Origin of the sequence: Pedobacter segetis, from assembly GCF_016623585.1 — a bacterium.
In the GTDB taxonomy this organism is placed as follows: domain Bacteria; phylum Bacteroidota; class Bacteroidia; order Sphingobacteriales; family Sphingobacteriaceae; genus Pseudopedobacter; species Pseudopedobacter segetis.
The window spans coordinates 247,488-271,670 of record NZ_JAEHFY010000001.1; the positions used below are offsets into that span (position 1 = coordinate 247,488).

At 37.3% G+C, this 24,183-nt stretch carries 23 protein-coding genes; 9 read left to right on the top strand and 14 right to left on the bottom strand.

Translation table 11 applies throughout. The annotated features are described in order from the left end of the window. Position 1: 1 nt before the first annotated feature. The 10 genes from mqnB to I5M32_RS01120 form a co-directional block, all read right to left on the bottom strand. A complete protein-coding gene (gene mqnB, locus I5M32_RS01075; protein ID WP_200584097.1) occupies positions 2 to 643 on the bottom strand; it encodes a futalosine hydrolase in 642 nt (213 codons plus the stop codon). A gap of 237 nt (positions 644 to 880) precedes the next feature. Beyond that, positions 881 to 2,269, bottom strand: coding sequence for a cytochrome b N-terminal domain-containing protein (locus I5M32_RS01080; protein WP_200584101.1), 1,389 nt, complete (start codon positions 2,267 to 2,269; stop codon positions 881 to 883). 1 nt (position 2,270) lies between these two features. Further along, complete coding sequence (locus I5M32_RS01085; protein ID WP_200584103.1) at positions 2,271 to 2,780, bottom strand: QcrA and Rieske domain-containing protein; 510 nt, start codon at positions 2,778 to 2,780, stop codon at positions 2,271 to 2,273. Further along, complete coding sequence (locus I5M32_RS01090; protein ID WP_200584106.1) at positions 2,758 to 2,985, bottom strand: hypothetical protein; 228 nt, start codon at positions 2,983 to 2,985, stop codon at positions 2,758 to 2,760. Before I5M32_RS01090 ends, I5M32_RS01085 begins: the two co-directional genes overlap by 23 nt. Continuing rightward, positions 2,982 to 3,806, bottom strand: coding sequence for a cytochrome c oxidase assembly protein (locus I5M32_RS01095; RefSeq protein WP_200584109.1), 825 nt, complete (start codon positions 3,804 to 3,806; stop codon positions 2,982 to 2,984). Before I5M32_RS01095 ends, I5M32_RS01090 begins: the two co-directional genes overlap by 4 nt. Before the next feature lie 2 nt (positions 3,807 to 3,808). Beyond that, positions 3,809 to 4,363 (bottom strand): cytochrome c oxidase subunit 3, encoded by a 555-nt coding sequence (locus I5M32_RS01100; protein WP_200584112.1) that lies wholly within the window; start codon positions 4,361 to 4,363, stop codon positions 3,809 to 3,811. After that, a complete protein-coding gene (gene ctaD, locus I5M32_RS01105) occupies positions 4,353 to 6,011 on the bottom strand; it encodes a cytochrome c oxidase subunit I (RefSeq protein ID WP_200584115.1) in 1,659 nt (552 codons plus the stop codon). The genes I5M32_RS01100 and ctaD overlap by 11 nt, the downstream gene beginning before the upstream one ends. Then, on the bottom strand, positions 6,011 to 6,955 hold the full coding sequence (gene coxB / locus I5M32_RS01110; protein WP_200584117.1) for a cytochrome c oxidase subunit II: 945 nt from the start codon (positions 6,953 to 6,955) through the stop codon (positions 6,011 to 6,013). The genes ctaD and coxB overlap by 1 nt, the downstream gene beginning before the upstream one ends. A gap of 381 nt (positions 6,956 to 7,336) precedes the next feature. Then, complete coding sequence (locus I5M32_RS01115; RefSeq protein WP_200584119.1) at positions 7,337 to 8,044, bottom strand: SDR family oxidoreductase; 708 nt, start codon at positions 8,042 to 8,044, stop codon at positions 7,337 to 7,339. A 152-nt stretch (positions 8,045 to 8,196) separates the two neighbouring features. Next, the gene (locus I5M32_RS01120; protein ID WP_200584121.1) at positions 8,197 to 9,453 is read right to left on the bottom strand and encodes a polysaccharide deacetylase family protein; all 1,257 of its coding nucleotides are present in this window, start codon (positions 9,451 to 9,453) and stop codon (positions 8,197 to 8,199) included. A gap of 388 nt (positions 9,454 to 9,841) precedes the next feature. On the opposite strand from I5M32_RS01120, the gene uvrB reads away from it, so the two are divergent. From uvrB to I5M32_RS01135, 3 genes are all read left to right on the top strand, one after another. After that, a complete protein-coding gene (uvrB, locus tag I5M32_RS01125) occupies positions 9,842 to 11,875 on the top strand; it encodes an excinuclease ABC subunit UvrB (RefSeq protein WP_317193082.1) in 2,034 nt (677 codons plus the stop codon). 53 nt (positions 11,876 to 11,928) lie between these two features. Then, the gene (locus I5M32_RS01130) at positions 11,929 to 12,207 is read left to right on the top strand and encodes a DUF4834 family protein (protein WP_200584123.1); all 279 of its coding nucleotides are present in this window, start codon (positions 11,929 to 11,931) and stop codon (positions 12,205 to 12,207) included. A gap of 474 nt (positions 12,208 to 12,681) precedes the next feature. Further along, positions 12,682 to 13,254, top strand: coding sequence for a 5-formyltetrahydrofolate cyclo-ligase (locus I5M32_RS01135; protein WP_234461823.1), 573 nt, complete (start codon positions 12,682 to 12,684; stop codon positions 13,252 to 13,254). A gap of 31 nt (positions 13,255 to 13,285) precedes the next feature. Here the strand turns inward: I5M32_RS01135 and I5M32_RS01140 are convergent, their stop codons facing one another. Beyond that, positions 13,286 to 14,242 (bottom strand): acetyl-CoA carboxylase carboxyltransferase subunit alpha, encoded by a 957-nt coding sequence (locus tag I5M32_RS01140; RefSeq protein ID WP_200584125.1) that lies wholly within the window; start codon positions 14,240 to 14,242, stop codon positions 13,286 to 13,288. A 270-nt stretch (positions 14,243 to 14,512) separates the two neighbouring features. Between I5M32_RS01140 and I5M32_RS01145 the strand changes: the two genes are divergently transcribed. Further along, positions 14,513 to 14,926, top strand: coding sequence for a response regulator (locus tag I5M32_RS01145; RefSeq protein ID WP_200584128.1), 414 nt, complete (start codon positions 14,513 to 14,515; stop codon positions 14,924 to 14,926). Here the strand turns inward: I5M32_RS01145 and I5M32_RS01150 are convergent. Beyond that, on the bottom strand, positions 14,916 to 15,692 hold the full coding sequence (locus tag I5M32_RS01150) for an MBL fold metallo-hydrolase (protein WP_200584131.1): 777 nt from the start codon (positions 15,690 to 15,692) through the stop codon (positions 14,916 to 14,918). The genes I5M32_RS01145 and I5M32_RS01150 overlap by 11 nt on opposite strands. A gap of 102 nt (positions 15,693 to 15,794) precedes the next feature. On the opposite strand from I5M32_RS01150, the gene recJ reads away from it, so the two are divergent. From recJ to I5M32_RS01170, 4 genes are all read left to right on the top strand, one after another. Next, a complete protein-coding gene (recJ, locus tag I5M32_RS01155) occupies positions 15,795 to 17,495 on the top strand; it encodes a single-stranded-DNA-specific exonuclease RecJ (protein ID WP_200584134.1) in 1,701 nt (566 codons plus the stop codon). Positions 17,496 to 17,499: 4 nt separating this feature from the next. After that, complete coding sequence (gene lptB, locus I5M32_RS01160) at positions 17,500 to 18,234, top strand: LPS export ABC transporter ATP-binding protein (protein WP_200584137.1); 735 nt, start codon at positions 17,500 to 17,502, stop codon at positions 18,232 to 18,234. A gap of 183 nt (positions 18,235 to 18,417) precedes the next feature. Next, complete coding sequence (locus I5M32_RS01165; protein WP_200584140.1) at positions 18,418 to 19,929, top strand: GH3 auxin-responsive promoter family protein; 1,512 nt, start codon at positions 18,418 to 18,420, stop codon at positions 19,927 to 19,929. 12 nt (positions 19,930 to 19,941) lie between these two features. After that, complete coding sequence (locus I5M32_RS01170) at positions 19,942 to 20,865, top strand: hypothetical protein (RefSeq protein WP_200584143.1); 924 nt, start codon at positions 19,942 to 19,944, stop codon at positions 20,863 to 20,865. On the opposite strand, the gene I5M32_RS01175 is transcribed toward I5M32_RS01170, so the two are convergent. Continuing rightward, the gene (locus I5M32_RS01175) at positions 20,862 to 21,149 is read right to left on the bottom strand and encodes a YtxH domain-containing protein (protein WP_200584145.1); all 288 of its coding nucleotides are present in this window, start codon (positions 21,147 to 21,149) and stop codon (positions 20,862 to 20,864) included. The two genes, I5M32_RS01170 and I5M32_RS01175, sit on opposite strands and share 4 nt — an antisense overlap. Positions 21,150 to 21,562: 413 nt before the next feature. Between I5M32_RS01175 and trhO the strand changes: the two genes are divergently transcribed. Then, positions 21,563 to 22,492 (top strand): oxygen-dependent tRNA uridine(34) hydroxylase TrhO, encoded by a 930-nt coding sequence (gene trhO / locus I5M32_RS01180; protein ID WP_200584148.1) that lies wholly within the window; start codon positions 21,563 to 21,565, stop codon positions 22,490 to 22,492. Between the two features lie 39 nt (positions 22,493 to 22,531). Here the strand turns inward: trhO and I5M32_RS01185 are convergent, their stop codons facing one another. After that, positions 22,532 to 24,175 (bottom strand): PspC domain-containing protein, encoded by a 1,644-nt coding sequence (locus I5M32_RS01185; RefSeq protein WP_200584150.1) that lies wholly within the window; start codon positions 24,173 to 24,175, stop codon positions 22,532 to 22,534. Between the last annotated feature and the right edge of the window lie 8 nt (positions 24,176 to 24,183).

Genomic DNA, 24,183 nt, shown 5'->3' on the forward strand with positions numbered 1-24,183 from the left:
TTCAAATATATTTTAAGCTGTTGATCAGCCAATCATTTAAGTTTTTAACAGCTAAACCCAAGTTCCAGTTTTCACGATTTCTCTTTTCTACGTAATTTGATATTGATCTTATCTGTAAAGCCTCTACTTGTGCTTCTTCGCAGGCATAGAAAAACGCTGCGCCTTCCATGGTTTCTATGGTTGGGTTTACCCTTTCCCTTATCTGTACAATGCTATCTTCATTGCCGTGAACGGTGTTTACGGTAATTGCGGTTACTTTTCTAAAACCCTCTCTTAAGATTATTTTTTCTGATGCCCTAAATTCTACATTTCCCATTTCTAGTTCTTCTAAAGAAATAAATTCCTCATCGTCTTCTGCGCCCAGTTCTGATAAAATATCTTCCCTAACCTCTACCAGCTGCCCTAGTTTTATGTTTCTGTAAAAACTGCCGGCAATACCAACGTTTAAAGCTAAATCAAAGGTTTCTAATGCCAAAATTTTACCCAAAGCATAGGCCGTTGAAACCATTCCCACCCCAGTAATCATAATTTTTATTTGATGATTATCAATTTCTATCAATTCATCGGTATTAAATTTTGGAGCATACTTTTTTATAAAAGGCTCTATTTCTTGGTAAGTAGCGGCCACTAATAATATTTTCATTGATTTTTCTTTTTCTTGATTTTTTGGGTTAGTGATAAAATCTGATTTTTTTTTATTACCGGGGCTTTATTGCCACTAGCTGAACCGAAGCCACCGATGAAGGATTGTGTAAAAAAGGGATACCCATCATTTGGTAGCGTTTGAATTAAAGTAATAAAACGTACAAATCATTATTAACCATTTAAAACAAAATTTTGATCATCCCCTTCCTTAAATCTTAGGGGTTTACCGTTACCATCAACGCAATGCCGCCAAATAATTTACCAATTGGTTTAACTCATCTTTGGTTAAAATGGAACCATAAGCGGGCATATTTTTATTGCCATTGATGATTTGTACTTTAAGCTGGTTTTTATCCCATGTTCTACCGATCAATGTTAGATCTGGGCCCTTCATCCCGCCATGCCCTTTTATTTGATGGCAATATTGGCAACCTTTTTTATAAAACAAAACCATTCCTTTTTCCATATCGGGGTTGTTGGTTTTTATTTGCTTGTAAATGGGTTTAGTATCAAACTTTGGCGACCAAGGTGCTTTTAAACCAATGTACAGGAGCGAAAAAACGAAGATCAAAACCAAGAATGTCCCAAAAACAGCCCAAGGCCTTCTCAACGGGCTACGTTCCCCGCTGTTTGATAAAAAGGGTAAAGCAAGCAATGCGAAAATAGTAACTAAAGGGCCAATCACAATTATATACGATTCTATTTTCGGGGGCATTAAAGCAAAAAGGGCAAAAATAGGAATCATGTACCAATCTGGTGATGGTGTGGTGGTGATAATAGATGGGTCTGGCGGTTGTGTTAATTTTGGTGCGCCAAAAAATATGGCCAAGCCCACAATACAGATTACTACAACTGCACCAAAAAGCGCATCTCGCCATGCGGCATTTGGCCAAAATGGAACACCTTTTTTAGCCAATAAATGTTGGTACCATTTTCTGTAAGTTTTAGGATCTACCAACCTGCCAGGTTTTGGTGGCTCAGAAATACCGTTTCTAAAAACCAAGAATAAATGAAAACCAACCAAAATAAACATCATTGCGGGAATGATAAAAACATGGTAAGAGAAAAACCGATTTAAAGTATGTTCTCCAATCGCTTGTCCTCCCAAAAGAACATCGGCAATGTATGTTCCAATAATAGGAACCCTGCTCAACTGTTCTGCGGCAACCACAGAAGACCAAACACCGTTAGCGTCCCATCGCAAAAGTTGGCCGGTAAATCCCATGGCAATGGTTAAAAACAAAAGGATAACCCCGCTTATCCAATTCATCTCCCTCGGGAATTTATAAGATGCGGTAATATAAACCCTGATCATGTGGATACCCACAAAAAGTATCATCCCAGAAGCACCAAAATAGTGTATGCCACGCAAAACGTTACCTAAGAACGCTTGGTTGGTAATATATTCTAAAGAATGATAAGCATTTTGTGAAGAAGGCTGGTACAATAAGCTTAACCCTATGCCGGTAGCAACCTGTAATATGAAACAGAACAAGGTTGCGCTCCCAAACACATAACTCCATTTGCTAGCAGGCGGCACTAAATGCTTCGCCAAAGGCATAATTGTTTCTGAAATACCAGAGCGATCATCAATCCAATTCCATATTTTTTTAAAAAAGCCCATATTATGCGGTGATTTTAGTTAGTGGGATAGGGGCGGTTTTAACTTCTACATTACCTTTATTTACCCTCACACTATATTGGGTTAAGCTTTTTGGAGGCGGACCGGCGGCTACGGTACCATCTTTATAATAAACCCCGCCATGGCATGGGCACATAAAAAGCTCCGCATCTTTTTCCCACCTTACTGGGCAACCCAGATGCGTACAGTTGGCAGAAAAGCATTCAAACTCTCCGTTTTCTTTATGGCGCAGCCAACCTGCTGATTTTGCACTAACTCCCGCCCAGGCATCTTCCTCTGCATTTCTAAATTTTATTAATTGGGTTTCTCCTTTGGCAAAGTCTGTAAGTTTACCAACCACACGCCATTTTTGTTCTCCTTTTTTAATGAGCGGCTGAAATAAAGCTCCTAAAATTGGGATACCCGCTAACAATGCGGCAATTCCTCCTAATCCTAAACTAAATTTCATTAAAAAGTTGCGCCTAGATTCGCTAATTTCTTTCTCTTGCTTCATTTCTTAAAATATTAATCCACATAAATAAAGAATATACCAATACTACAAAACCCGCAATAGATATTAGCCAGCTGGTTACAATTCCCCACATTAAAAAGGTTAAGCCCAAAGCAAAGAAAAATGGCCAATATGTAGGTTTTGGTAATTTCTTAGGCTTTGCAAAATTGCCTTTTTCAATTTCTATTTGATCATGATGTTCTTTCATGAATATCTCCTTTCCAACTTGTTATTTTCTATAACGATAGGTTTTTCTTTGGCGTTGATGTATTTAAAAAACAGCATCATGCAGCCGCTCAAGTAAATAAAACAGCAAGGCACCCACATCATTAAACCTGCCATTTGTTGATCCATTGCCCTATCAATTCCCCAATTATGTTTAATGGTAGAAGCAAAGCCAAAAGTATCTGCCATAAAATAATGATGGTACAGCGTAGGGGGGGCAAATGTGAGAAATAAGCCCAATATTGAACAACCCACACAGGCAGAAGCTAGATAAACCAGGCCAACCAAAGGATGCGCCCTTAATTCTTTATGTGGGCCTAAAATGGGCCAAGCGAAAAATATACCCGCCAAAAGTAAGGTTAACATGTGTAAAAACGCCAGTGGATAAAAGCCGAATAAACTTTGGCTTTTTGGAAAAGCGGCATCAAATATTTTTGGAATGTGCCAAAACCACATTAAACCAATACCTGCCAACCAGCCCATCCATGGGTAATTAAAAAAGAATACGGAGGTTTTTTTGATAGATGTATTGGGCGTTTCTTTCGGGATACCCATCAAAATGAAAGGCCCACAAATTAAAAGCAGCAAAATGTGCATTACCATATAAGCACTTAATAAATAGTGCATCCCAATAAAATGCAGTGGCGATAAACTTAAAACCAGCATTAAAAAGCAGCCAAAAAAATAAAAAGCAGCCCCCATTTTTAGTTTTCCTTTGGTAAGATAAAAGTAAAAAGTAATTAATAATATAAAGAGTAGGCTTGCGCCGAGGTTAAATTTCCATTGTGAAAATATGGTTTCCATAGCTATTTTAATAAATAAGGTAAAACATAAACCAATGTAAACACCAAGATCCAAACGATATCTACAAAATGCCAATACATCCCGATACTGCTCAAAGCGGTAGAATTGGGTCGGTCAAAATCGCCCGCAAGGGTTAAAATAAAAACAATGATCAACAATATTAACCCGATGATGACATGGAAAGCGTGAAAACCCGTTAACGTAAAAAAATTGGTGCTAAAAACATCTAAGCTGATATTAAAGTGATTATTCAATAATTTGAAATACTCTTTTGCTTGCCCAAAAAGAAAAACGCTGCCTAATACAATGGTTGCAAAAAGCCAAATTTTTAATTTTTTTATCTTGCCTTCGCTATAATTTTTTTCTGCTTGTACCAAAGTAAAACTGCTAGAAAAAAGCAAAACAGAAAAAATCCCGGTGCTTTTAATATCGAGATAATTAATGGATTGTTTGGTAAATCCCACGCTTAAATCAAAATAAACATAGGTAATCATCAAGGATATAAATAATATCGCTTCAGTAGCAATTACCAAACGCATCATCAATTTATTTTCCATGTTTGTTGTTTTTGGCGTTCTCTTTCAAATCCCTAAAAGCTCGGTAAGAATATATGGGTGGTAATTCTGTAAAATTCCTGATTTTTGGCGGTGAGGATACGGTCCATTCTAGAGTATAAGCGTCCCAAGGATCGTTGCCGGCTGGTTTCCCGATTTTATAGCTTTTATGGAGGATGTAAAACAGTAGCAAAAAGGAAAGGCTCATCAAAAATCCACCAATGGTAGAAAGCATATTCATCCATGTGTAACCCGGCAGATCAGGGTAGGTGTAAACCCTACGGGGCATCCCTTTTATCCCTAAAATATGTTGGATAAAAAATGTCATGTTAAAACCGATGACGAATAGCCAAAAGAACCATTTTCCTAATTTCTCACTTATCATTTTCCCGCTCATTTTCGGGTACCAATAAAACAAGCCCGCCATAAGGCCAAACAAACTGCCGCCCACAAAAACATAATGTAAATGGGCCACTACAAAATAGCTATCGGTTAATTGCCAATCTATGGGCACAATGGCAAAAGCAACGCCGCTTAGGCCGCCAATGGTAAACTCTACCAAAAAAGCCATTGCAAAAAGCATTGAAGTGGTAAACCTTAAAGAACCGCCCCACATGGTGCCCAACCAATTAAAAACCTTAACGCCCGTTGGCACACCAATAAGCATACTGCTTGCAGCAAAATAACTGTAAACCGTTAGCCCTAAACCAACGGCAAACATATGATGTACCCAAACACCAAATGCCAATAAAGCAATGGCAATACCCGATCCTACAATAAAACTATAGCCAAAAATAGGTTTGCGAGAATAAACCTGAAAAACCTCGGACAATATCCCAAAAGAAGGTAGTATTAAAATATAAACCTCGGGATGCCCAAAGCTCCAAAACAAATGCTGCCAAACAATTGGCGAGCCACCGCTAGTGTTATTAAAAAAATGGGTTTGTAGTTGCCTATCTAACAAAAGCATACTTAATGCGGCGTTTAAAGGCGGGAATGCGGCAACAATCAAAAAAGAGTTGATCAAGATCATCCAAACAAAAACAGGGAGTTTTCTCAAGCTCATACCTTTTGCCCGATAATAAATAATGGTAACGATCAGATTGATTGATGTGCCAACAGTGCCTATCCCAACCAATAACAAACCGATACAGTAATAATCTATCCCAGAACTTTGGGAATATGCCCTTTGGTTCAGCGGAGCGTAATTGAACCAACCGGCATCGGGTGCGCCACCAGCTAAAAAGCTAAAATAGAGCAACATTCCGCCAAATAAGCCAATCCATAAGCTAAAAGCGTTCATTCTTGGGAAAGCCAAATCATTTGCACCGATCATCAAGGGCACAAAATAGACCGAGAAGCCCAAAATAGCAGGTGTCATTACCAAAAACACCATTGTGGTGCCATGCATGGTAAAAAGCTGGTTATACATCTCTGGGCTTAAAAAATTGTTGTTTGGCACCGATAGTTGAACCCGGATGAGTAAAGCGGCAACTCCTCCTAAGAGCAGAAACAAAACCGACATTAATAGGTATAAAATCCCAATCTGTTTGTGATCAACCGTACTGATCCACTGCAAAAGACCTTGATCATTGCTGATGCTGGTGCTTGGAAGGCTTTCTTCTGGTTCTGGTACGTTAACGGTTTCCATTATTTTAAGCTATGCAAATAAGTAACTAGTGCTTTTAAACTATCTTGTTGTAAGAAAAAGCGGGGCATGTTAACACCGGGCTTTATTTTATTTGGATTATCGATAAAGCGATAAAGATTTTCTGTTGTGTTTTTTACCGTACCGGATAAAATGGTTTGCCTGCTTGCCAAATGTGTAAGATCTGGCCCAACATTTCCATTTGCCATTGTTCCCCTTATTTGATGGCAACCCGCACAGCTTGCTTTTTGGAAAATCGCAGCACCTTTTATCAGGCTAGAATCTATGGCTATATTTGCTGTTTTAGCATTTTCGGTAAGCCATTTTTGATAATTTTCTTGTGTTTGGGCAATTACCCTAATTCTCATTTTAGAATGTTGCTTCCCGCAAAATTCGCTACAAGCACCTTCGTAAATCCCTGGTTTATCAATCTTTAACCAAAGGTAATTTACTAACCCGGGGATCATATCCATCTTTGGCCCAAAAGAAGGTACCCACCAATCATGGATAACGTCTGAAGCGGTTAGTTTTAATAGCACTTTTTTATTTGCTGGTAAATGAATTTCGTTTGCCGTTACCACAGAAGTGCCAGGATAGCTCACTTGCCACCACCATTGCCGTCCGTTTATTTCTACCGTTGGTGTTTCATTATGGGTTATGGGCTCTGTTTCTTTCATGGTTTTTATCGTGAGATAAAAGAAAAAAGATACCATTATAAAGGGAATCCCTATCATCAAAGCCTCTATCAATTTATTGTTTTTTATCTGCTTTGGTTCGGCATCATTGGGTTTTGCCCTAAATTTTAAAGCAATATAAATTAACAGGCCAATTACCAATAATAGGATAAAAGAAGACGCGATTATAAAATAAATATCCAAATGGTATAGCCGCCAACCAGATTCTGATTGAGGGTTAAAAATGGATATATCCATCACGGGCTTAAACATTTTCTATGTTTTTATACATAGGTAATTTTATAAACCCTTTATTTGTTTGAAAAGCATTTAGAGTGCGAACATCTAAATTTGTGAAACATAAAGTATTTAAAACAGCGGTTTTTTTATTCACGATGCGGATGGTTATAAAAACTAATGACGTACCAAAATAATGCCATTAGTGGATGTTTGCTTCGTCAAAAATCACAAAATGAAGACTTTGCTGTATTAAAAACCCCAGGGTTTAAGAAAATCGATTGCTCTAAAAATCTTGGAAAACTGTTATTTTGGTTAAAAAGGCGAATCTAATTTTTAGATGGAAAAGAACCGCACAAATAAAAACCAATTGTTTGTTTGTGCGGCTTTATAATGCGTTAAACCAAAAAAATAATATTAATTAGAGGTTTTGGTTGGCCTAACTTCAATTTTACTTGGCAGTGTTCTAGGGTTCATGTTTAACAGATCACACACCATTTGCCCAATATCCTCTGGCTGTATTTTCCACGCATCTTTGTTTTTATCTGGTTCATGATCGTTAAAATGAGTGGCAACAGAGCCGGGCATAATTGTGCTAACTTTAACCCCATGGTTTCTTAAATCTAACATGATAGATTGGCTAAAGCCTGTTAACCCAAACTTACTTGCATTGTATGCGCTCCCGCCGGCAAAGAAATTTGTTCCGGCCAAGCTAGAAATGGTAATAATATAGCCCTTAGATTTTTTTAATGCAGGGAGTGCCGCTTTTACACTTAAAAAAACCCCTGTTAAATTAGTGTCAATCACATTATGCCAATCGTTTTCATCCATTTCATCAATCGGGGCAAAATGGCCAACGCCGGCATTAGCGATCAAAAAATCTATCGAACCAAATTTTTTGATGGTTTCATCAACCGCTTCTTGCTGAGATTTTGCGCTTTTAACATCAGATGCCAAGGCCAAAACTTCTCCGCCTAACTTTTTAGCTGCTTCATCTGCGCTTTCTTGCGATCTGCTGGTTATGGCAACTTTTACCCCTAATTTTAACAGTGCTTGGGCAATGCCATAGCCAATTCCTTTACTTGCGCCTGTAATTAAGGCAACTTTATCCTTTAAATTTTGCATGTGGTTTTGTTTTATAATTATTTAAACAAGTGTAATCGTCTATGTTGTCTCAACAATTATTTATCCAAAGAATAAGCCGCACCATATTGTTACTTTAAAATGATTTTTTGAGGTTTTGAAATCCCTCTCTCATTTTATGAAATGTTTTTTGATCAGTTCCCGCTCCCCATTTCCAACATTTCAACATAAACGGTTTGCCAACCTTTCCAATGGGCAAAATCTCCAATAGACTCGTTATGCCAAAGACTGATGAAATCTCCATTTACATTTTTTACGTTTTGCATCAATTCTTTTATCTCTTTTAAAGCTTCATCGGGCGTAAGCCCCATATACCTTCTTAAGGTCTGGTCCATTGCCGTTGTAGGATGCAGCAATAAATCAAAAGCTTGCTCTTTTTCTAGATCGTACCAAAAAAAAGGGGTACAAGTGCCTGCCCTAAAGCCGGTAACATCGGCGTAGGCCATGGTATAATCTTCTTTTATACCAGCAGAAATTAAATCTCTGTATGTTTTTGGTAAACTTAAAAGCAAATAGTGCTGCCTGCTAATGCTAATTTTTCTTTGGGATATTTTGATGATCAGGTTTCTTTCCCTTTTAACCTCAGCGTCTTTTAGGTGTGCATAATAAGATGGGTGGATCCCAACCGGGTGATTCTCTGATATATCTTTGATCAGCTTTCTAAAAAGCTGGTTCTCTGTTGATGGTGCCGTATCGTTTTCATGTTGGTTGCCCAGCAGAAAAAAGTAAACAGTTTTTAACCCATATTTTTGGTCCCAATTTGCTACTTGGTAATAAATATCAAAGGGATCGCTTTTCAGCTGATATTTGATCTTTTTTACTTTTTGTTTAAGGTAAGGATCGTTTAAATAATAATATGGGCGGTCAATATCTAAAGTGGGCCGCAACAAGAATTTCCTTTCTTGCGCCATAAAATCGGGGTAATGTTTTCTGATCTGTGCAACAATTTCATACGCCCACTCATCAATAACCGGGTGTTTTAAAAACCCATGCTGATACGCTAAAGAAGATTTGCCTTCAAAACGACCATGCTCATCCCTTTCTTTATGGATATATTCTTCATAACGGCTCAGTAAATAAAAAGAGGCAGCAAAAACATCAAACGGGAAAACAGAATTGGGGGTTTTAAAAGGTATTTTATAAGATCGGTAATCGGCGAAAGCCAAATGTTGTTCTTTAATATTTTGTTCTAAAATAAAAGGATGCTGCCTATAGTTTAAAAAACCGCCAATATCATGGTTGCAGTAAGAGATTTTAGGCCCCGTAAATTGGTTAAACTGCGTCTCATTTTTAGTAAAAGCAATGCTGATGCCTAAAATATTTTCGAAGATGTGCTGAAAAATATATTCTATGCGGTTGTTTAAACTAGAGATGTAGATCAATAAAGCCATGGAAAAGTAAAAATGCGATTATATATCCAAACCACTAAACCAAAACGTATTTATTTTAGTTAATGGTATTGAGCATTAGATGTTCATGTATAAGGTTTGACGAGGGGAATTTGTCTGAAAGGACAGATTCCCTTTTTTTGTTTAATTGGTGCTCACATAGATTTTTAGTGGAGATAAAGAATTATTTTTCTTTTTTACGTTAGGGATAGTAGTGAAAATCCTTTTTTTTGTCATGCTGGGGCAGAGCAGGAGATTGATAAAAAAAGATTGTAACGAATAGCCCGACCTTTGCGAAGCTTAGGGAACGCCCATATAATTGTTGTTCTTTCACAGGGATTATTAAAATTAACAAACAAACCCAAGCTTTAAATCTTTGTTATATTTGACTATGGACTTTAAAATCTCTTCTGAATATCAACCAACGGGCGATCAGCCAACGGCCATTAAACAATTGGTAGAGGGGGTGCAGTCTGGAGAAAACTATCAGACTTTATTGGGCGTTACCGGATCTGGTAAAACCTTTACCGTGGCTAACGTGATAGAACAAACACAAAAGCCTACCTTAATTTTAAGCCACAACAAAACCTTGGCGGCGCAACTTTATGGCGAGTTCAAACAGTTTTTCCCAGAAAATTCTGTTAATTACTTTGTTTCTTATTATGATTATTATCAGCCAGAAGCGTTTCTGCCAACTACAAATACATATATAGAAAAAGACCTTCAGATCAATGAAGAGATCGAGAAATTAAGGTTACGCACCACGTCTTCTTTAATGAGCGGCCGGCGTGATGTGATCGTGGTCTCATCCATTTCTTGCATTTATGGTATGGGCAATCCCGAGGATTTTTCCAACTCTGTTTTTAGGTTTGGCGTAGGGACAAGGATCAGCAGGAATGCTTTTTTACACCGTTTGGTAGAAATTTTATACTCTAGAACCACGGCCGATTTTAAACGAGGGACCTTTAGGGTAAAAGGCGATACCGTTGATATTTACCCCGCTTATTTGGACCTTGCGTATCGTATTTCTTTTTTTGGGGATGATATTGAGGAAATGAGCGTAATTGATCCCGCAACAGGAAAAACGATAGAAAAAATGGATCAAGTGGCGGTTTTCCCTGCCAATCTGTTTGTAACACCAAGGGATCGTTTTACCAGCGTAATGCACCAAATTGGCGAAGACATGGTAGATCGTAAAGCACAATTTGAAAGCGAAAGCCGCTTTTTGGAAGCCAAACGACTAGAAGAACGTACAAATTTTGATATGGAAATGATGCGTGAACTGGGCTATTGTTCTGGTATAGAGAACTACTCCCGTTATTTTGATGGGAGAAAGCCCGGGGCAAGGCCTTTCTGTTTGCTAGATTATTTCCCTGATGATTATCTGATGGTTATCGATGAAAGCCATGTAACCGTTCCTCAAATTAGGGCAATGTACGGCGGCGATAGATCAAGAAAGCTTTCTTTGGTAGAATATGGTTTCCGCTTGCCTGCAGCTTTAGATAACAGGCCTTTAAATTTTAACGAGTTTGAAAGTTTAGCACCACAAACTATTTATGTAAGCGCCACTCCCGGCGATTATGAGCTAGAAAAAACAGAAGGTGTTTTTGTAGAGCAAGTTATCCGCCCAACCGGTTTATTAGATCCTGTAATCGATATTCGGCCGGTGGGAAACCAGGTTGACGATCTTTTGGACGAGATTGACAAGACCATTAAAATGGGCGATAGAATTTTAGTTACTACGCTTACCAAAAGAATGGCAGAAGAGCTGGCAAAATATATGGCTCGGTTAAATATTAAGGTAAGGTACATCCACTCTGAGGTAAAAACCTTAGAGCGTGTAGAAATTTTACGCGATCTACGGTTAGGGGCCTTTGATGTTTTAATTGGGATAAACTTATTGAGGGAAGGGTTGGATCTGCCAGAGGTTTCATTGGTGGCCATTTTAGATGCAGATAAAGAAGGCTTTTTGCGCTCTGAAAGATCTTTGATACAAACCATTGGCAGGGCCGCCAGAAACGATAGGGGAAGGGTAATTATGTATGCAGATAAAATTACCGATTCTATGCGTATTACCATAGAGGAGACAGATAGAAGAAGAGAAAAGCAGATAAAATATAACGAAGAGCATGGCATTACACCTCGCACCGTTGGTAAAAGCAAAGAAGAGATCATAGAGCAAACATCTGTGATGGATTTTAAAGGAGGGGTCCAAAAAATCTATCAAGATGATACGGCTGAAGCAACTTTGGCCGCTGATCCTATTGTGCAGTATATGAGCAAGCCCCAACTTCAAAAATCTTTAGAAAACACCAGAAAAGAGATGCTTGCCGCTGCCAAAGACATGAATTTTTTACAGGCCGCCAAACTGCGTGACGAGATGTTTGCGCTAGAAAAAATGATGGAAGAGAAGCTTGGACAGTAACATTACGCAAGAATTATAGTCAAATTGCGTTAAAGAATTATATTTGCATACAAATGGGATTATTACGTTTTTTAATTATCGCAATTTGCGTTTTATATTTGGTGAGGGCCTTGGCCCGCATATTCTTACCTTTTTTGTTCAAAAAAGTGGTAAACAATATGCACCAAAAAATGAATAACCAACAAACTGGTTATTCGCAAAATACTTATCAAAAATCTCAAAAACCAGAAGGTACCATTTCTGTTGATTTTGTTCCTCCTGCGGCTAAAAAGAAACCAAAATTAGATAATGCGGGAGATTTTGTGGATTATGAGGAGGTAAAAGAAAAGTAGGCCGCTTCTTCAATAATTAAAAATCACAAAGGGTTTTTTAATTAGATAATCTTTCTTTATCAAAATATGGTACAACAACCCCCACTTTTAGACGTTTTAGTTGTGTTTTCTAGTAATTAAATTTTCATTAATTCATCCTTTACACAGCAAACTAAACAATGCTAGCATAACAATTTGGTTACAAATATCTGTTTAGAGCATTTTTAAAGGCTCTTATTGAAATAATCCTTACCTTTCAAAAAGGATTAAAATATTTTTTAATAGCTATTTGTTTTATCAGAAAATAATAGCACCTTTGCGCTCCCTTAAACAACAAACATATTTACGTTTAAGGATTAAAGAGTTTTTTCATAAGTTTAGGTTTAGGTTGATAGAGCGGTCTTAATTTCTTAGTTGAAATTAAGGCCGTTTGTATTTTATGCGTTTTCTATATTTGGGGAATTAAAACATCAAAAACTTTAAATTAGATAGGTTTTGGAGAAAAAAGAAATAAGAAAGGAAATGATTACAAAAAGGATTGCATTAACCCGGGGGCAATACTGGGCTTTAAATGACGATTTTTTTGAGGAATTTAAAAAGTTTGGATGGGAGGATTTTGGCTGTGTTCACCTTTTTTTACCCATTACAGAGAGAAAAGAAGTAGATACCTATCAAATTTTGGCTTATTTTAAAGAAGCGCTTCCCTATCTAAAAATTGTGGTAAACAAAACCGATATAGAGAAAAAACAGATTATCCCAATAGTTTTTGATCACGAGCATACCGTTTTGATCAAAAATAAATATCAAATACCAGAGCCATTATATGGGAAGCAATGTAATTTGGATGAAATTGAGGTGGTACTGATACCTTTATTGGCTTTTGATCTGTCTGGCAATAGGGTTGGTTACGGCGCTGGCTATTACGATAAGTTTTTAGCCAATTGTAAATCTTCATCGCTAAAGATTGGTCTTTCGCTCTTTGCGCCTATCCAAAAAATTGATGATGTTAACTCGTTTGATGTAAAGTTGACTCATTGCATAACCCCAGAAAAAACATATATTTTTTAGTTGGGTTTAAAATTTTAGAAAAAAACGGATTTTATTCTTCCACAACCACACCCATGGCACAAAACTTATCTATTCTCTCGGTAATCAATTGATCAATATTTTTGGCTTTCAATTCTTTTAAATCTGCAATTATTTTTTCTTTGATGGTATCTGCCATCATTTTAGGGTCTTGATGTGCCCCGCCAAGTGGTTCTTTGATAATGCCATCGATTAATCCATTAGCATACATATTATCAGCGGTGAGCTTTAAACATTCTGCCGCCTTTTCTTTAAAATCCCAACTCCTCCATAAAATGGATGAGCAAGATTCTGGCGAGATTACAGAATACCAAGTATGTTCTAACATATAAACGCGGTCTCCAATGCCAATTCCCAAAGCGCCCCCGCTTGCGCCCTCGCCAACAACCATACAAATGATAGGAACCCTTAAAACAGACATTTCCATCAGGTTTTTCGCTATTGCTTCTCCTTGGCCCCTTTCTTCTGCTTCTAAACCTGGGTAAGCGCCCGGCGTATCAATAAAAGTAACCACGGGCTTGTTAAACTTTTCTGCCAATTTCATTAACCTCAAGGCTTTTCTGTAGCCTTCTGGGTTGGCCATCCCAAAATTTCTATATTGTCTAAGCTTGGTATTTACCCCTTTTTGATGGCCAATGAACATTACCGTCTCGCCGTTTATAGAACCAAAGCCCCCAACAATTGCTTTATCGTCTTTTACGGTTCTATCTCCATGCATTTCAATAAAATCATCACAAATGGTTTCTATATACTCTAAAGTGTAAGGGCGTTCTGGGTGGCGAGAGATCTGCACTTGTTGCCAACCGCTTAAATTGGTATATATATCGTTTTTGGCGTTTTCTATTTTCTCTTCCAATTCTTTTAATGTGGCAGACATATCTACTTTTGTTTTCTCTGCAACCTGTTGCACTTTTTCTACCTGAGATTGTAAATCTGCAATTGGTTTGTCAAAATCGAAAGACGTTTTCATAATTTCCGTGTAATTAATGAGGGGTCTAAGTTATCGTTTTTTATTAAAAATTTAAAAACCCAACATTTTGTAACAAAAGCACCTTAATTGTAAGAAATTTAAAAAATCCACGTTCCTTTACCTTGTAACAATCGATTTTATTGCAATTTTTAACATTTTTACTGCTTATCTTTATCGCTTCTATCACATTTAGAGGGCTTTATCTTTGTTGTTTTAATTTATGATCGATTGGAAACCTTATTGGCTGTTTTAACGTAAAAAAGCAAACACATGGAGCAAAATATTACACAAATATTAATCATAGATGATGATGAGATCAACAATTTCATTGCAGCAAAACTTATTGGGAAAGTACAGGAACATACGGTTGTAAATACCTGTCTTAACGGCTTAGAAGGGATTAATTACATCAAAGCCAAACTAAACGATGAAGCAAATTTCCCCGATATTATTTTTTTGGATATTAATATGCCGGTAATGAACGGGTGGGAATTTTTGGCGCTCTATGATCAATTAGACTCTCCATTAAAGAAAAAGGCATCCATATACATGCTTTCATCTTCGGTATATAACGAAGATATTGAAAAGGCTTCTGTTTATCCGGTGGTAAATAAATTTATCTCTAAACCTTTAACGGTAGAAAAAATAAAAGATTTATTTAGCGAGTTAAAAATCAACCCTTAACCTCTTCAATAAAAATGGCATCCCCTTTTTTCAACACTTTTGAGATTGCCTTTGCTTTGGCGTGGTAAAACAAACAGATCCAATTATTTAATATTGCTTTTTCCCCATATTCTGTCCTCAATTCCATCGCCTTTCTTCCGTCAAGGTCATATTTTGCAATAAATTTGCGCTGTAATTGCTCTGGTTCCGGAGCAATGTCGGCACCAAAAAACACCTGCTCTCCATCTTCTTGGATCAAAAAAACCTGATGAAATTGTGTATGGCCACCGGTTACCTCATAGCCGATCCAATCATTAATTTTCCCATCGCCCTCTAAAAAATGAATTTGCCCAGATCTTTGCAAAACATCAAAAATCTCTGTTTTATACGATGTTGACTTCTTGCTGTATGCGGTTTCCCATTCGCCCCTTTGTATATAGTATTCGGCATTGGCAAAACTCACTTCTAGTTTGCCGCCCTTATCCAAAACCATCCCTCCGCTATGGTCATAATGTAAATGAGACATTAAAACCTTGGTTACATCACTAGGTTGATAACCCGCATTTATTATATTTTGATGTAAAATAGATGCCCCTTTCTCATCATTATAGCCCAACCCGGTATCCAATAAAATCAAATCTTCTTTTGTTTCGACCAAAAAAGGCTGTATAAAAATGAAAAGAGAAGCCGGCCTATCGCTCGCTTTATCAACAAGGGGATCAAAAGGAATAAATTTTTTAGAGACATCTACAGAATAAGAGCCTTCATGTAAAGCGGTAACTTTCAAATCGATAAAATTATAATAGATAAATCCGTAAAATTTCTATGGCGATGCTTGTACCAACAAATCTTTTAAAATGTATATTTACGGGTGATTTAAAGCAAATATATGGAAAAAAGGTGGGTGAAGCAGGAAAAAGCAGATGCACAAAAGGTAGAAAAACTATCAAAAGAATTAAAAGTAAGTAAAATTTTAGCAGGGATGATGATAAGAAGAGGGTTAGAATCTTTTAATGAGGCTAAAAACTTTTTCAGGCCAAACATCCTCCATCTTCATGATCCTTTTTTGATGAAAGATATGCCAGGGGCAATCACCCGGATTGAAAAAGCCATCAAAAACAAAGAAAATATTTTGATTTATGGGGATTATGATGTTGATGGAACCACTTCTGTTGCGCTTACTTATAGTTTTTTCAAAAACCTACATCCACAGATAGATTATTATATCCCCGATAGATACAAAGAAGGCTACGGGATTTCTACACAAGGCATAGATTACGCATCAGATAATGCCATAACCTTGATTATTGCCCTAGATTGTGGCATAAAATCTGTTGATAAGGTGGATTATGCAAAAGAAAAAGGGATAGATTTTATCATTTGCGATCATCATTTACCAGGAGATGAGCTGCCCTCCGCCGTCGCGGTTTTAGACCCAAAGAGAAAAGACTGTGATTATCCTTATAAAGAACTTTCTGGCTGTGGCTTGGGGTTTAAATTAATTCAGGCTTACGCCGATAAGAACAACATCGGTTTTAGCGAGATAGAGAAATATTTGGATTTAGTAGTGGTAAGCATCGCGTCTGATATTGTGCCAATTACCGGCGAAAACCGAGTTTTGGCGTATTATGGATTGCGAAAACTGAATGAAAACCCTTGCAAAGGATTTAAGGCGTTAAAAGAATTGTCTGGCAAAAAGGATGATTTTACCATTACCGATATTGTATTTTCTATTGGCCCAAGAATTAATGCCGCCGGTAGGATAGATGATGCCAAGAACGCCGTAAAATTACTGATTGCAGATTCTGTTGAAAGCGCAGAAGATGCAGGTTTCATCGTTAACCTAAAAAATGACGAACGCCGTGATTTTGATGTAAACATTACAGAACAAGCTTTGGGCATGATATTAAATTCCCCAGAAATGGAATCTATGAAATCTACGGTGGTATATCATCAAAGTTGGCATAAAGGCGTTATTGGCATTGTTGCCTCCCGTTTAACAGAGAAATATTACCGCCCAACCGTTGTTTTAACACAATCTAACGGTTATGTTGCAGGCTCGGCAAGATCTGTTTTAGGATATGATCTTTATGAGGCATTGTGTGAATGTAGCGATTTATTAGAACAATTTGGCGGCCACAAATATGCGGCAGGTTTAACCATGAAAACAGAAAATGTCCCTGCTTTTATCAAAAGATTTGAAGAGGTTGTTTGCGCCACAATTACAGATGATTTGCTGACCCAAGAATTATTGATCGAAGATGAAATACTTTTAGCAGATATTGATGCAAAGTTTTTTAGGATATTGCAGCAGTTTTCGCCTTTTGGCCCTCAAAATATGTCGCCTATTTTTATGAGCAGAAATGTATCTTCGTACGGTTACGGCAACATTGTTGGTAATAACCATTTAAAAATGACGGTTAAACAACCCAATAGCCCAATTTTTAATACCATCGCATTTGGTTTGGGCCAATACTTAGAAGAGGTAAATATGGGCAAGCCCTTTGATATTTGTTATACAATTGATCAAAACATCTATAAAGAAAAAAAAACCATACAATTAAACATCAAAGGCATTAAAACATATTAATCAGATGATTTTAAAAGCAGAAAACCTCATAAAAAAATATAAACAAAGGGTTGTTGTAAACAATGTTTCTTTCCATGTTAACCAAGGAGAGATTGTTGGTCTTTTGGGCCCGAACGGTGCGGGGAAAACAACTTCTTTTTATATGATCGTAGGTTTGATACGTCCAAACGAAGGCAAGGTTTTCTTAGATGATGAGGAAATCACAGAATTTCCGATGTATAAAAGGGCGCAAAAAGGAATCGGTTATTTAGCACAAGAAGCCTCGGTTTTTAGAAAATTGAGCGTAGAAGACAACATTATGGCTGTTTTGGAAATGTCAAAGCTCTCTAACGAAGAACAAAAAGATAAATTAGAGACCTTAATAGACGAGTTTAGCCTAAACAAAGTGAGAAAGAACAGGGGCGATCTTCTTTCGGGCGGCGAGAGAAGAAGAACAGAAATAGCCCGGGCTTTGGCAGCAGACCCTAGTTTTATTTTACTAGACGAACCTTTTGCCGGCGTAGATCCAATTGCGGTAGAAGAAATACAAATGATCGTTGCCCGTTTAAAACATAGAAATATCGGGATATTGATTACAGATCACAACGTTAACGAAACACTTTCCATTACAGATAGGGCTTATCTTTTGGCAGAAGGAAACATTATGTTAACGGGCACCCCACAAGAAATTGCTGATGACGAAATGGCCAGAAAGTTTTACCTAGGCCAGCATTTTGAGTTAAAGATCAAGAGGTTTTAGGTTTTATAAAAGCGTTCATTGGTCATTGATCATTAGTTCATTAGGTATAGTTTGGGGGAAACATTAAACTATAAATAACTAAAATTTAACATAATTATTAATGAACCGATGACTGATAAACTAATAGCAAGCCACGCAAACACCAATAAACCAATGTCTAAAAAAACTATTGATTAAAAACAAATGACCATCGTAAACTCCTTCTTAAACTGGTACATGAAAAAGCGGATGCACCAGATCGCACTTTTTATGAAATATCCAGAAGAAGTGCAAGAAGAATGGTTTGGTTGTTTAATAAACGATGCAATTGGATCAGAATGGGGTAAAAGGTATGATTACCGTTCCATAGAAAATGCCAACCAATTTAAAGAAAGAATCCCTGTACAAAACTACGAATCGCTTAAGCCCTACATAGAGCGCATGCTTAAGGGCGAGCAAAATTTGCTTTGGCCCTCAGAGATCAAATGGTTTGCAAAATCATCAGGCACAACCAGCGATCGCAGCAAATTTATCCCAGTTAGCCAAGAGTCTTTAGAAGAGTGCCATTTTAAAGGCGGTAAAGATATGTTGGCCATTTATTGCAACAATAGGCCAGACGCCAAAATGTTTACCGGCAAAAGTTTGGTGTTGGGGGGCAGCCATCAAATAAACCAGCTAAGTCCCGATTCCTTTTACGGCGATCTTTCTGCCGTAATCATCAAAAACCTGCCTTTTTGGGCAGAAATGTTGCGCACTCCAGATATGTCTATCGCTTTGATGGATAATTATGAAGAGAAAATCGAGAAGATGGCACATGCCACCATCCAAGAAAACGTAACCAATATTGCAGGTGTGCCAACATGGACCATCGTTTTGGCAAAACGGATCTTAGAAATAACAGGCAAAAAAAATCTTTTAGAAGTTTGGCCCAACTTAGAGCTTTACGTTCATGGGGCGGTAAACTTTGAACCTTACCGCGAACAGTTCAATCGCCTTGCGCCAAAAGAAGACATGTACTATCTCGAAACTTACAATGCTTCTGAGGGGTTTTTCGGCATACAAGATCAAAGCGATTCCCCTGATCTGTTATTGATGCTAGATTATGGGATTTATTATGAATTTATCCCAATGGAAGAATTTGACAAAGAATTTCCCATCACGGTTTCTTTGGGCGAAGTAGAACTGGAAAAAAACTATGCAATCGTTATCTCTACCAATGCAGGCCTATGGCGTTATATGATCGGCGATACCGTAAAGTTTACCTCAAAATCTCCTTATCGTTTAAGGATAACAGGCCGCACAAAACATTTTATCAATGCTTTTGGTGAAGAAGTAATTATAGATAATGCAGAAAAAGCTTTAAATAAGGCTTGCGCCGATACAGGGGCACAAATAAAAGATTATACAGCTTGCCCAATTTATTTTGACAAACAAGAACCCGGCGCACATGAATGGATCATTGAGTTTGAAAAAAAACCCAAAGAATTTGAACGTTTTGTTGATATTTTGGATAATACTTTACGTGAGGTAAACTCAGATTATGATGCCAAACGCTTTAAAGATATGGCGTTAAAACGGCCAAAAGTTCACATCGCACCTCAACATTTATTTTACGATTGGTTAAAAGCTAAAGGAAAACTTGGCGGGCAGCATAAAGTACCACGTTTAGCAAATGAGCGTAAATACGTTGATGAACTTTTAAAAATGATGAATTAACTTTTTGCAAGAATGCTTTTTAAAAAACAGTTTCTCTTTGTTTATGCCTTGCTGGCTTTGGTTGCCTGCAACCAAAAAAACCCAAAGCAAAACCCAAAAGACAGAAAATTCCAGTTTGAGCAGATCAAGAACATAAAATACTATGAAGTAAGGCGAACTTTCGCCAACGGTATCGCATTTAACGAAATAGGTTTCCAACAAAAACCAGAATGGGAAATACGCTTTTTATCAGACACAACCGTACAGGCATATAGCCCAACCATCAATAAGATGCTAAATTTCGATTTAATTTTTAGTCATGAAGGCGTTTATAATTTTGCCAGAGAATGGTTTAGGGTAAAAAGCATCAGTAAAGATAGTTTGCTGTTGCAGCGCCTAGAGGTTAACGCAAAACGCATTGCAAACGATGTCCGTTCAGAGGTTTTTATGAAATTTTACTCAGAAGCGTACATCAAAAAACTAAAAACCACCGTTAATGAATTAAGAAAACCCAGAAAAACCGACAGTATTTATGTGCAAGAAAGAGCAAGGCTTATCAACACAAATATTTACGATAGCACCAAATTCTTTGCAGCCACACACCCCGTACAATTCGTTTCTAAGAGTAAAATCATCAGCATAAAAAAAGTTTCTGTAGTTAGTGATTTAGAGAACAAAACCGCTTCTTACGATTATCTATACCCAGAATACGAAGTAAATATAAATCCCGCATACAAAGATTTTGTTCATACCATATCTGCTATTGTAGATCAAAAAGGGAATATCTTTGTTTATAAATTTACCGCTACAGATGATTATCGAGAAAACAGAAAGAAAGTTTTACAAGGTATTTTAGATGTTTATCTCAAAAAACTGGTAAAAATAAAGCCCGGCAGTACGCTAGGCTTCGATCACAGTTCTGTAATTGTATTAGATCTAATAGGCAAAAGCAACTAGCTTACCCTTTCTGCTTGTTTTTTGGCCGTTTCTGCTAACTGAGAAGATATTTCTGAGGCTTTACTCATAATTTTTGAAGATGCTTCTGTGGCTTGGCTCACTAATTTAGAAGATTGGTCCAAGGCCGTTTCTTTAGCTTTATCGCTAAAATCCTTTACGGCATCAAGTATATCGCTAAATTGTTGCTTTCCGTTCTCGTTGGTCATAAAATAATACACCGCCGCACCGGCAGCAACGCCTAATATTAAGCCCAAAGTTATTTTTGATTTTGTTGATTTCTCCATGATGATTAAATTTTTTGTTATAAACCTAAATAAGCCAATACCTTGCCAAAACCTAAATTCCAGTACCAAGGCGGTAAAAATTTTTAGAAAAGCAAAACCCATGCTCAAAACTCCCGATAGTCGGGTCGTCCGCACTCGCTTTTTTAATGAAGAAAAATCATTAAAAAGAGCTCAAACAAATGCTCCCACCCCGTTTATTTAACCATGGTAATTTCAAAATAACTCAAACTTTCTTCTTAAATATCCAAGGGCTTTTTTTTGACAATCAGTATTTAAAGTTAATTACTTTGATTTTCAAACTTTCTCTGGGGCCTTAATTTAGCTGGCAAATCGCTTCGCGGCCTTTTACCTTCAGCGCATTTTATATATATTTGCCACTCATTTAACACTGTTTACAGCAGTATCAATGAGTTATGAAAGCATACCAAACACTCCTTTATTATTGCTATAGCCACATCCAGGATGCAGAGCAATACGCAGCACAACACCTTAAATTTTGTAAATCTTTAGGCTTAACAGGCCGGATAATTATAGCAGACGAGGGCATTAACGGAACGGTTTCTGGCAAAGCCGACGCTTGTAAAACCTATATGGATTATTTACATGCCGATACAAGGTTTGCCGCAATAGAATTTAAGATTGATGAGGTTGATGAACCTTCGTTCATCAAGATGCACTGCCGTTACAAATCAGAGATCGTGTATTCGGGTTTAAAAGACCCTTCTTTTATTGACCCTACCAAAGAAACCGGGAAGCATTTGGAGCCAAAGGAATTTGCCGAAATGATCGATCAGAAAGATGTGGTAATTTTGGATGTCCGCTCCAATTATGAGCACAGCATGGGCAAATTTAAAAATGCGGTTACTTTAGATATAGATAATTTTAGGGATTTCCCGGCAATGATAAACAAGCTGGCCCAATACAAAGATAAAAAGATTCTCACTTATTGTACCGGGGGGATAAAATGCGAAAAAGCCTCTGCTTTACTATTGAAAGAGGGTTTTAAAGATGTTTATCAATTGCATGGAGGTATCATCAAATACGGAAAAGAAGCAGACGGGAAAGATTTTGAAGGGAAATGCTACGTTTTTGATAACCGTATCGCAGTTGATGTAAACAAGGTTAATCCCGTGGTTATCTCTACTTGCAGAAACTGCGGTAAAACAACCACCAAGATGATCAACTGTGCCAATCCAGAATGTAACGAGCATTTTACCCAATGTGATGATTGTGGAACCGCACTTGATGGCGCTTGTTCAGAAAACTGTAAGGCACACCCAAGAAAAAGACCTTATGATGGTACGGGATATTATGTAAAGGTGCCTCAGCCCGTTCTCAAATAGTAAAGAGAGGCTGCTAGTGCAGCCCTTCTTTATTTACGGTCAATTAAAAAGCACCTCATTATTTAAAGGCTCCTTAATATCGTTCTCCTCATTATACTGTTTTTCCCTTTCTATGGCGTTGGCCGATTTTTTGCAACTAAAACCCTCTTTTGTAGCCCTCACTAAAATATATTTGCTTTCCCCGTCCTCAATGCAATCATTCATTTGATTTCTGAAAAAGTGCCTTGCCAAATCCCTATCTATATATAAAACACTATTTACCGGAATGTTTAATTTAATATTAACCTCTTGATCTCGCCACAGGCTCTGCCCTTTTAAACCAGATTGATAATCAAAAGTGATTAAAGAATCTTTTTGAAACAGATAGTATTCGATATCATGAGCGCTTTTAATGGCCGCATCAAAATTTCTTCCCCTGGCAGAATAAGTTTTAATCAAAGAGGGCAAATCATTGTCGGCAATTTTTAAACTGATATTTACCCTGTTTGGTGTGTCAAAATCCTTGTCGTTTCTGGTTATGGTTACAATTCTATCACTTCCGTTGATGTTAGAGATATCCTCTTGTAATGTGCGCTCTTCGCCCCCTTGTAAGTAATAAACCTTATTAGGGTTGTTTTTTAAACCGATAGATTCGCTGTAACTGGCTTGTTCTTTAAAATCAGTTGCGTTTTTGGCAATAAAGAAAATGCCGGTTCCCAAAGCTAAAATCCAAATCATCAACATACTAAAACTAACAGATTTGGAAACCTTATGATTATTAAAGAAAACTCTAAGGGTAAAAATTATCAATCCTAAAAGGGGGATAAATACAACTAGAAAGGCAGAAACAAAAATTACTGGTCTCAAAGTTTCTCTTAAAGCATTTAGAGGGTATATGGTGTTTATATCAGCACTTCCAGCGTACCCTAAAAAGATTAATAGGGCAACAAAGGCAGAAATTAAAACGATACTGGCAAAAACTATGATAAAAAAACCAATTACTTTTATGATTATTTTACCTGTTGTACCCGCAAATTTTAATAATTGTGAAATTACATCTCTGATAAAAGAGCCTAAACGATTTAGGCCGGGTCTCGCATTATTAGTTGCGTTGATAAAATTACTTTTCACGGCGTTCAACTCTTCCTCCACATTCTTTTGGAAAGATTGAAGGTTGATTTTTTCTCCTTTCATTTCCATTCTCTCTGTTCTGGTGCCAGCTTTAGGGATCAGCACCCAAAATATGATATAAGGGATTAGCCCAAAGCCATAAAAAACGAATAATATAAAAAACGCGACCCTTATCCATCTCGCCTCAATATCGAAGTAATGACCAATCCCAGCGCAAACGCCGCCGATTACCCGATCATCCATATCTCTAAAAAGTTTTCTCTCTCTTAAACTCCTCGCGTCTATGGGTTGCTTTTCTGTTTCCTCCTCTGTCTCAAAATCAGCCGGGTTGCCCATCCTAGAGGTAACCAAAGCTACATCACCGATCACTATAACCTGCTTTGAATCTGCGATCAATAAATCATTAAACATTTCTGCAACCCTATTTTCTATATCGGTAATGATTTCAAAATTATCCCGATAGGACGCAAAATGCCTTTTCACATCGTTGATGTAATTTTTAAGAGCTTCATAGGCATCTTCTTCAATATGAAAAATAACCCCGCTTATATTGATGATGATAGTTTTGTTCATGGTTAAAA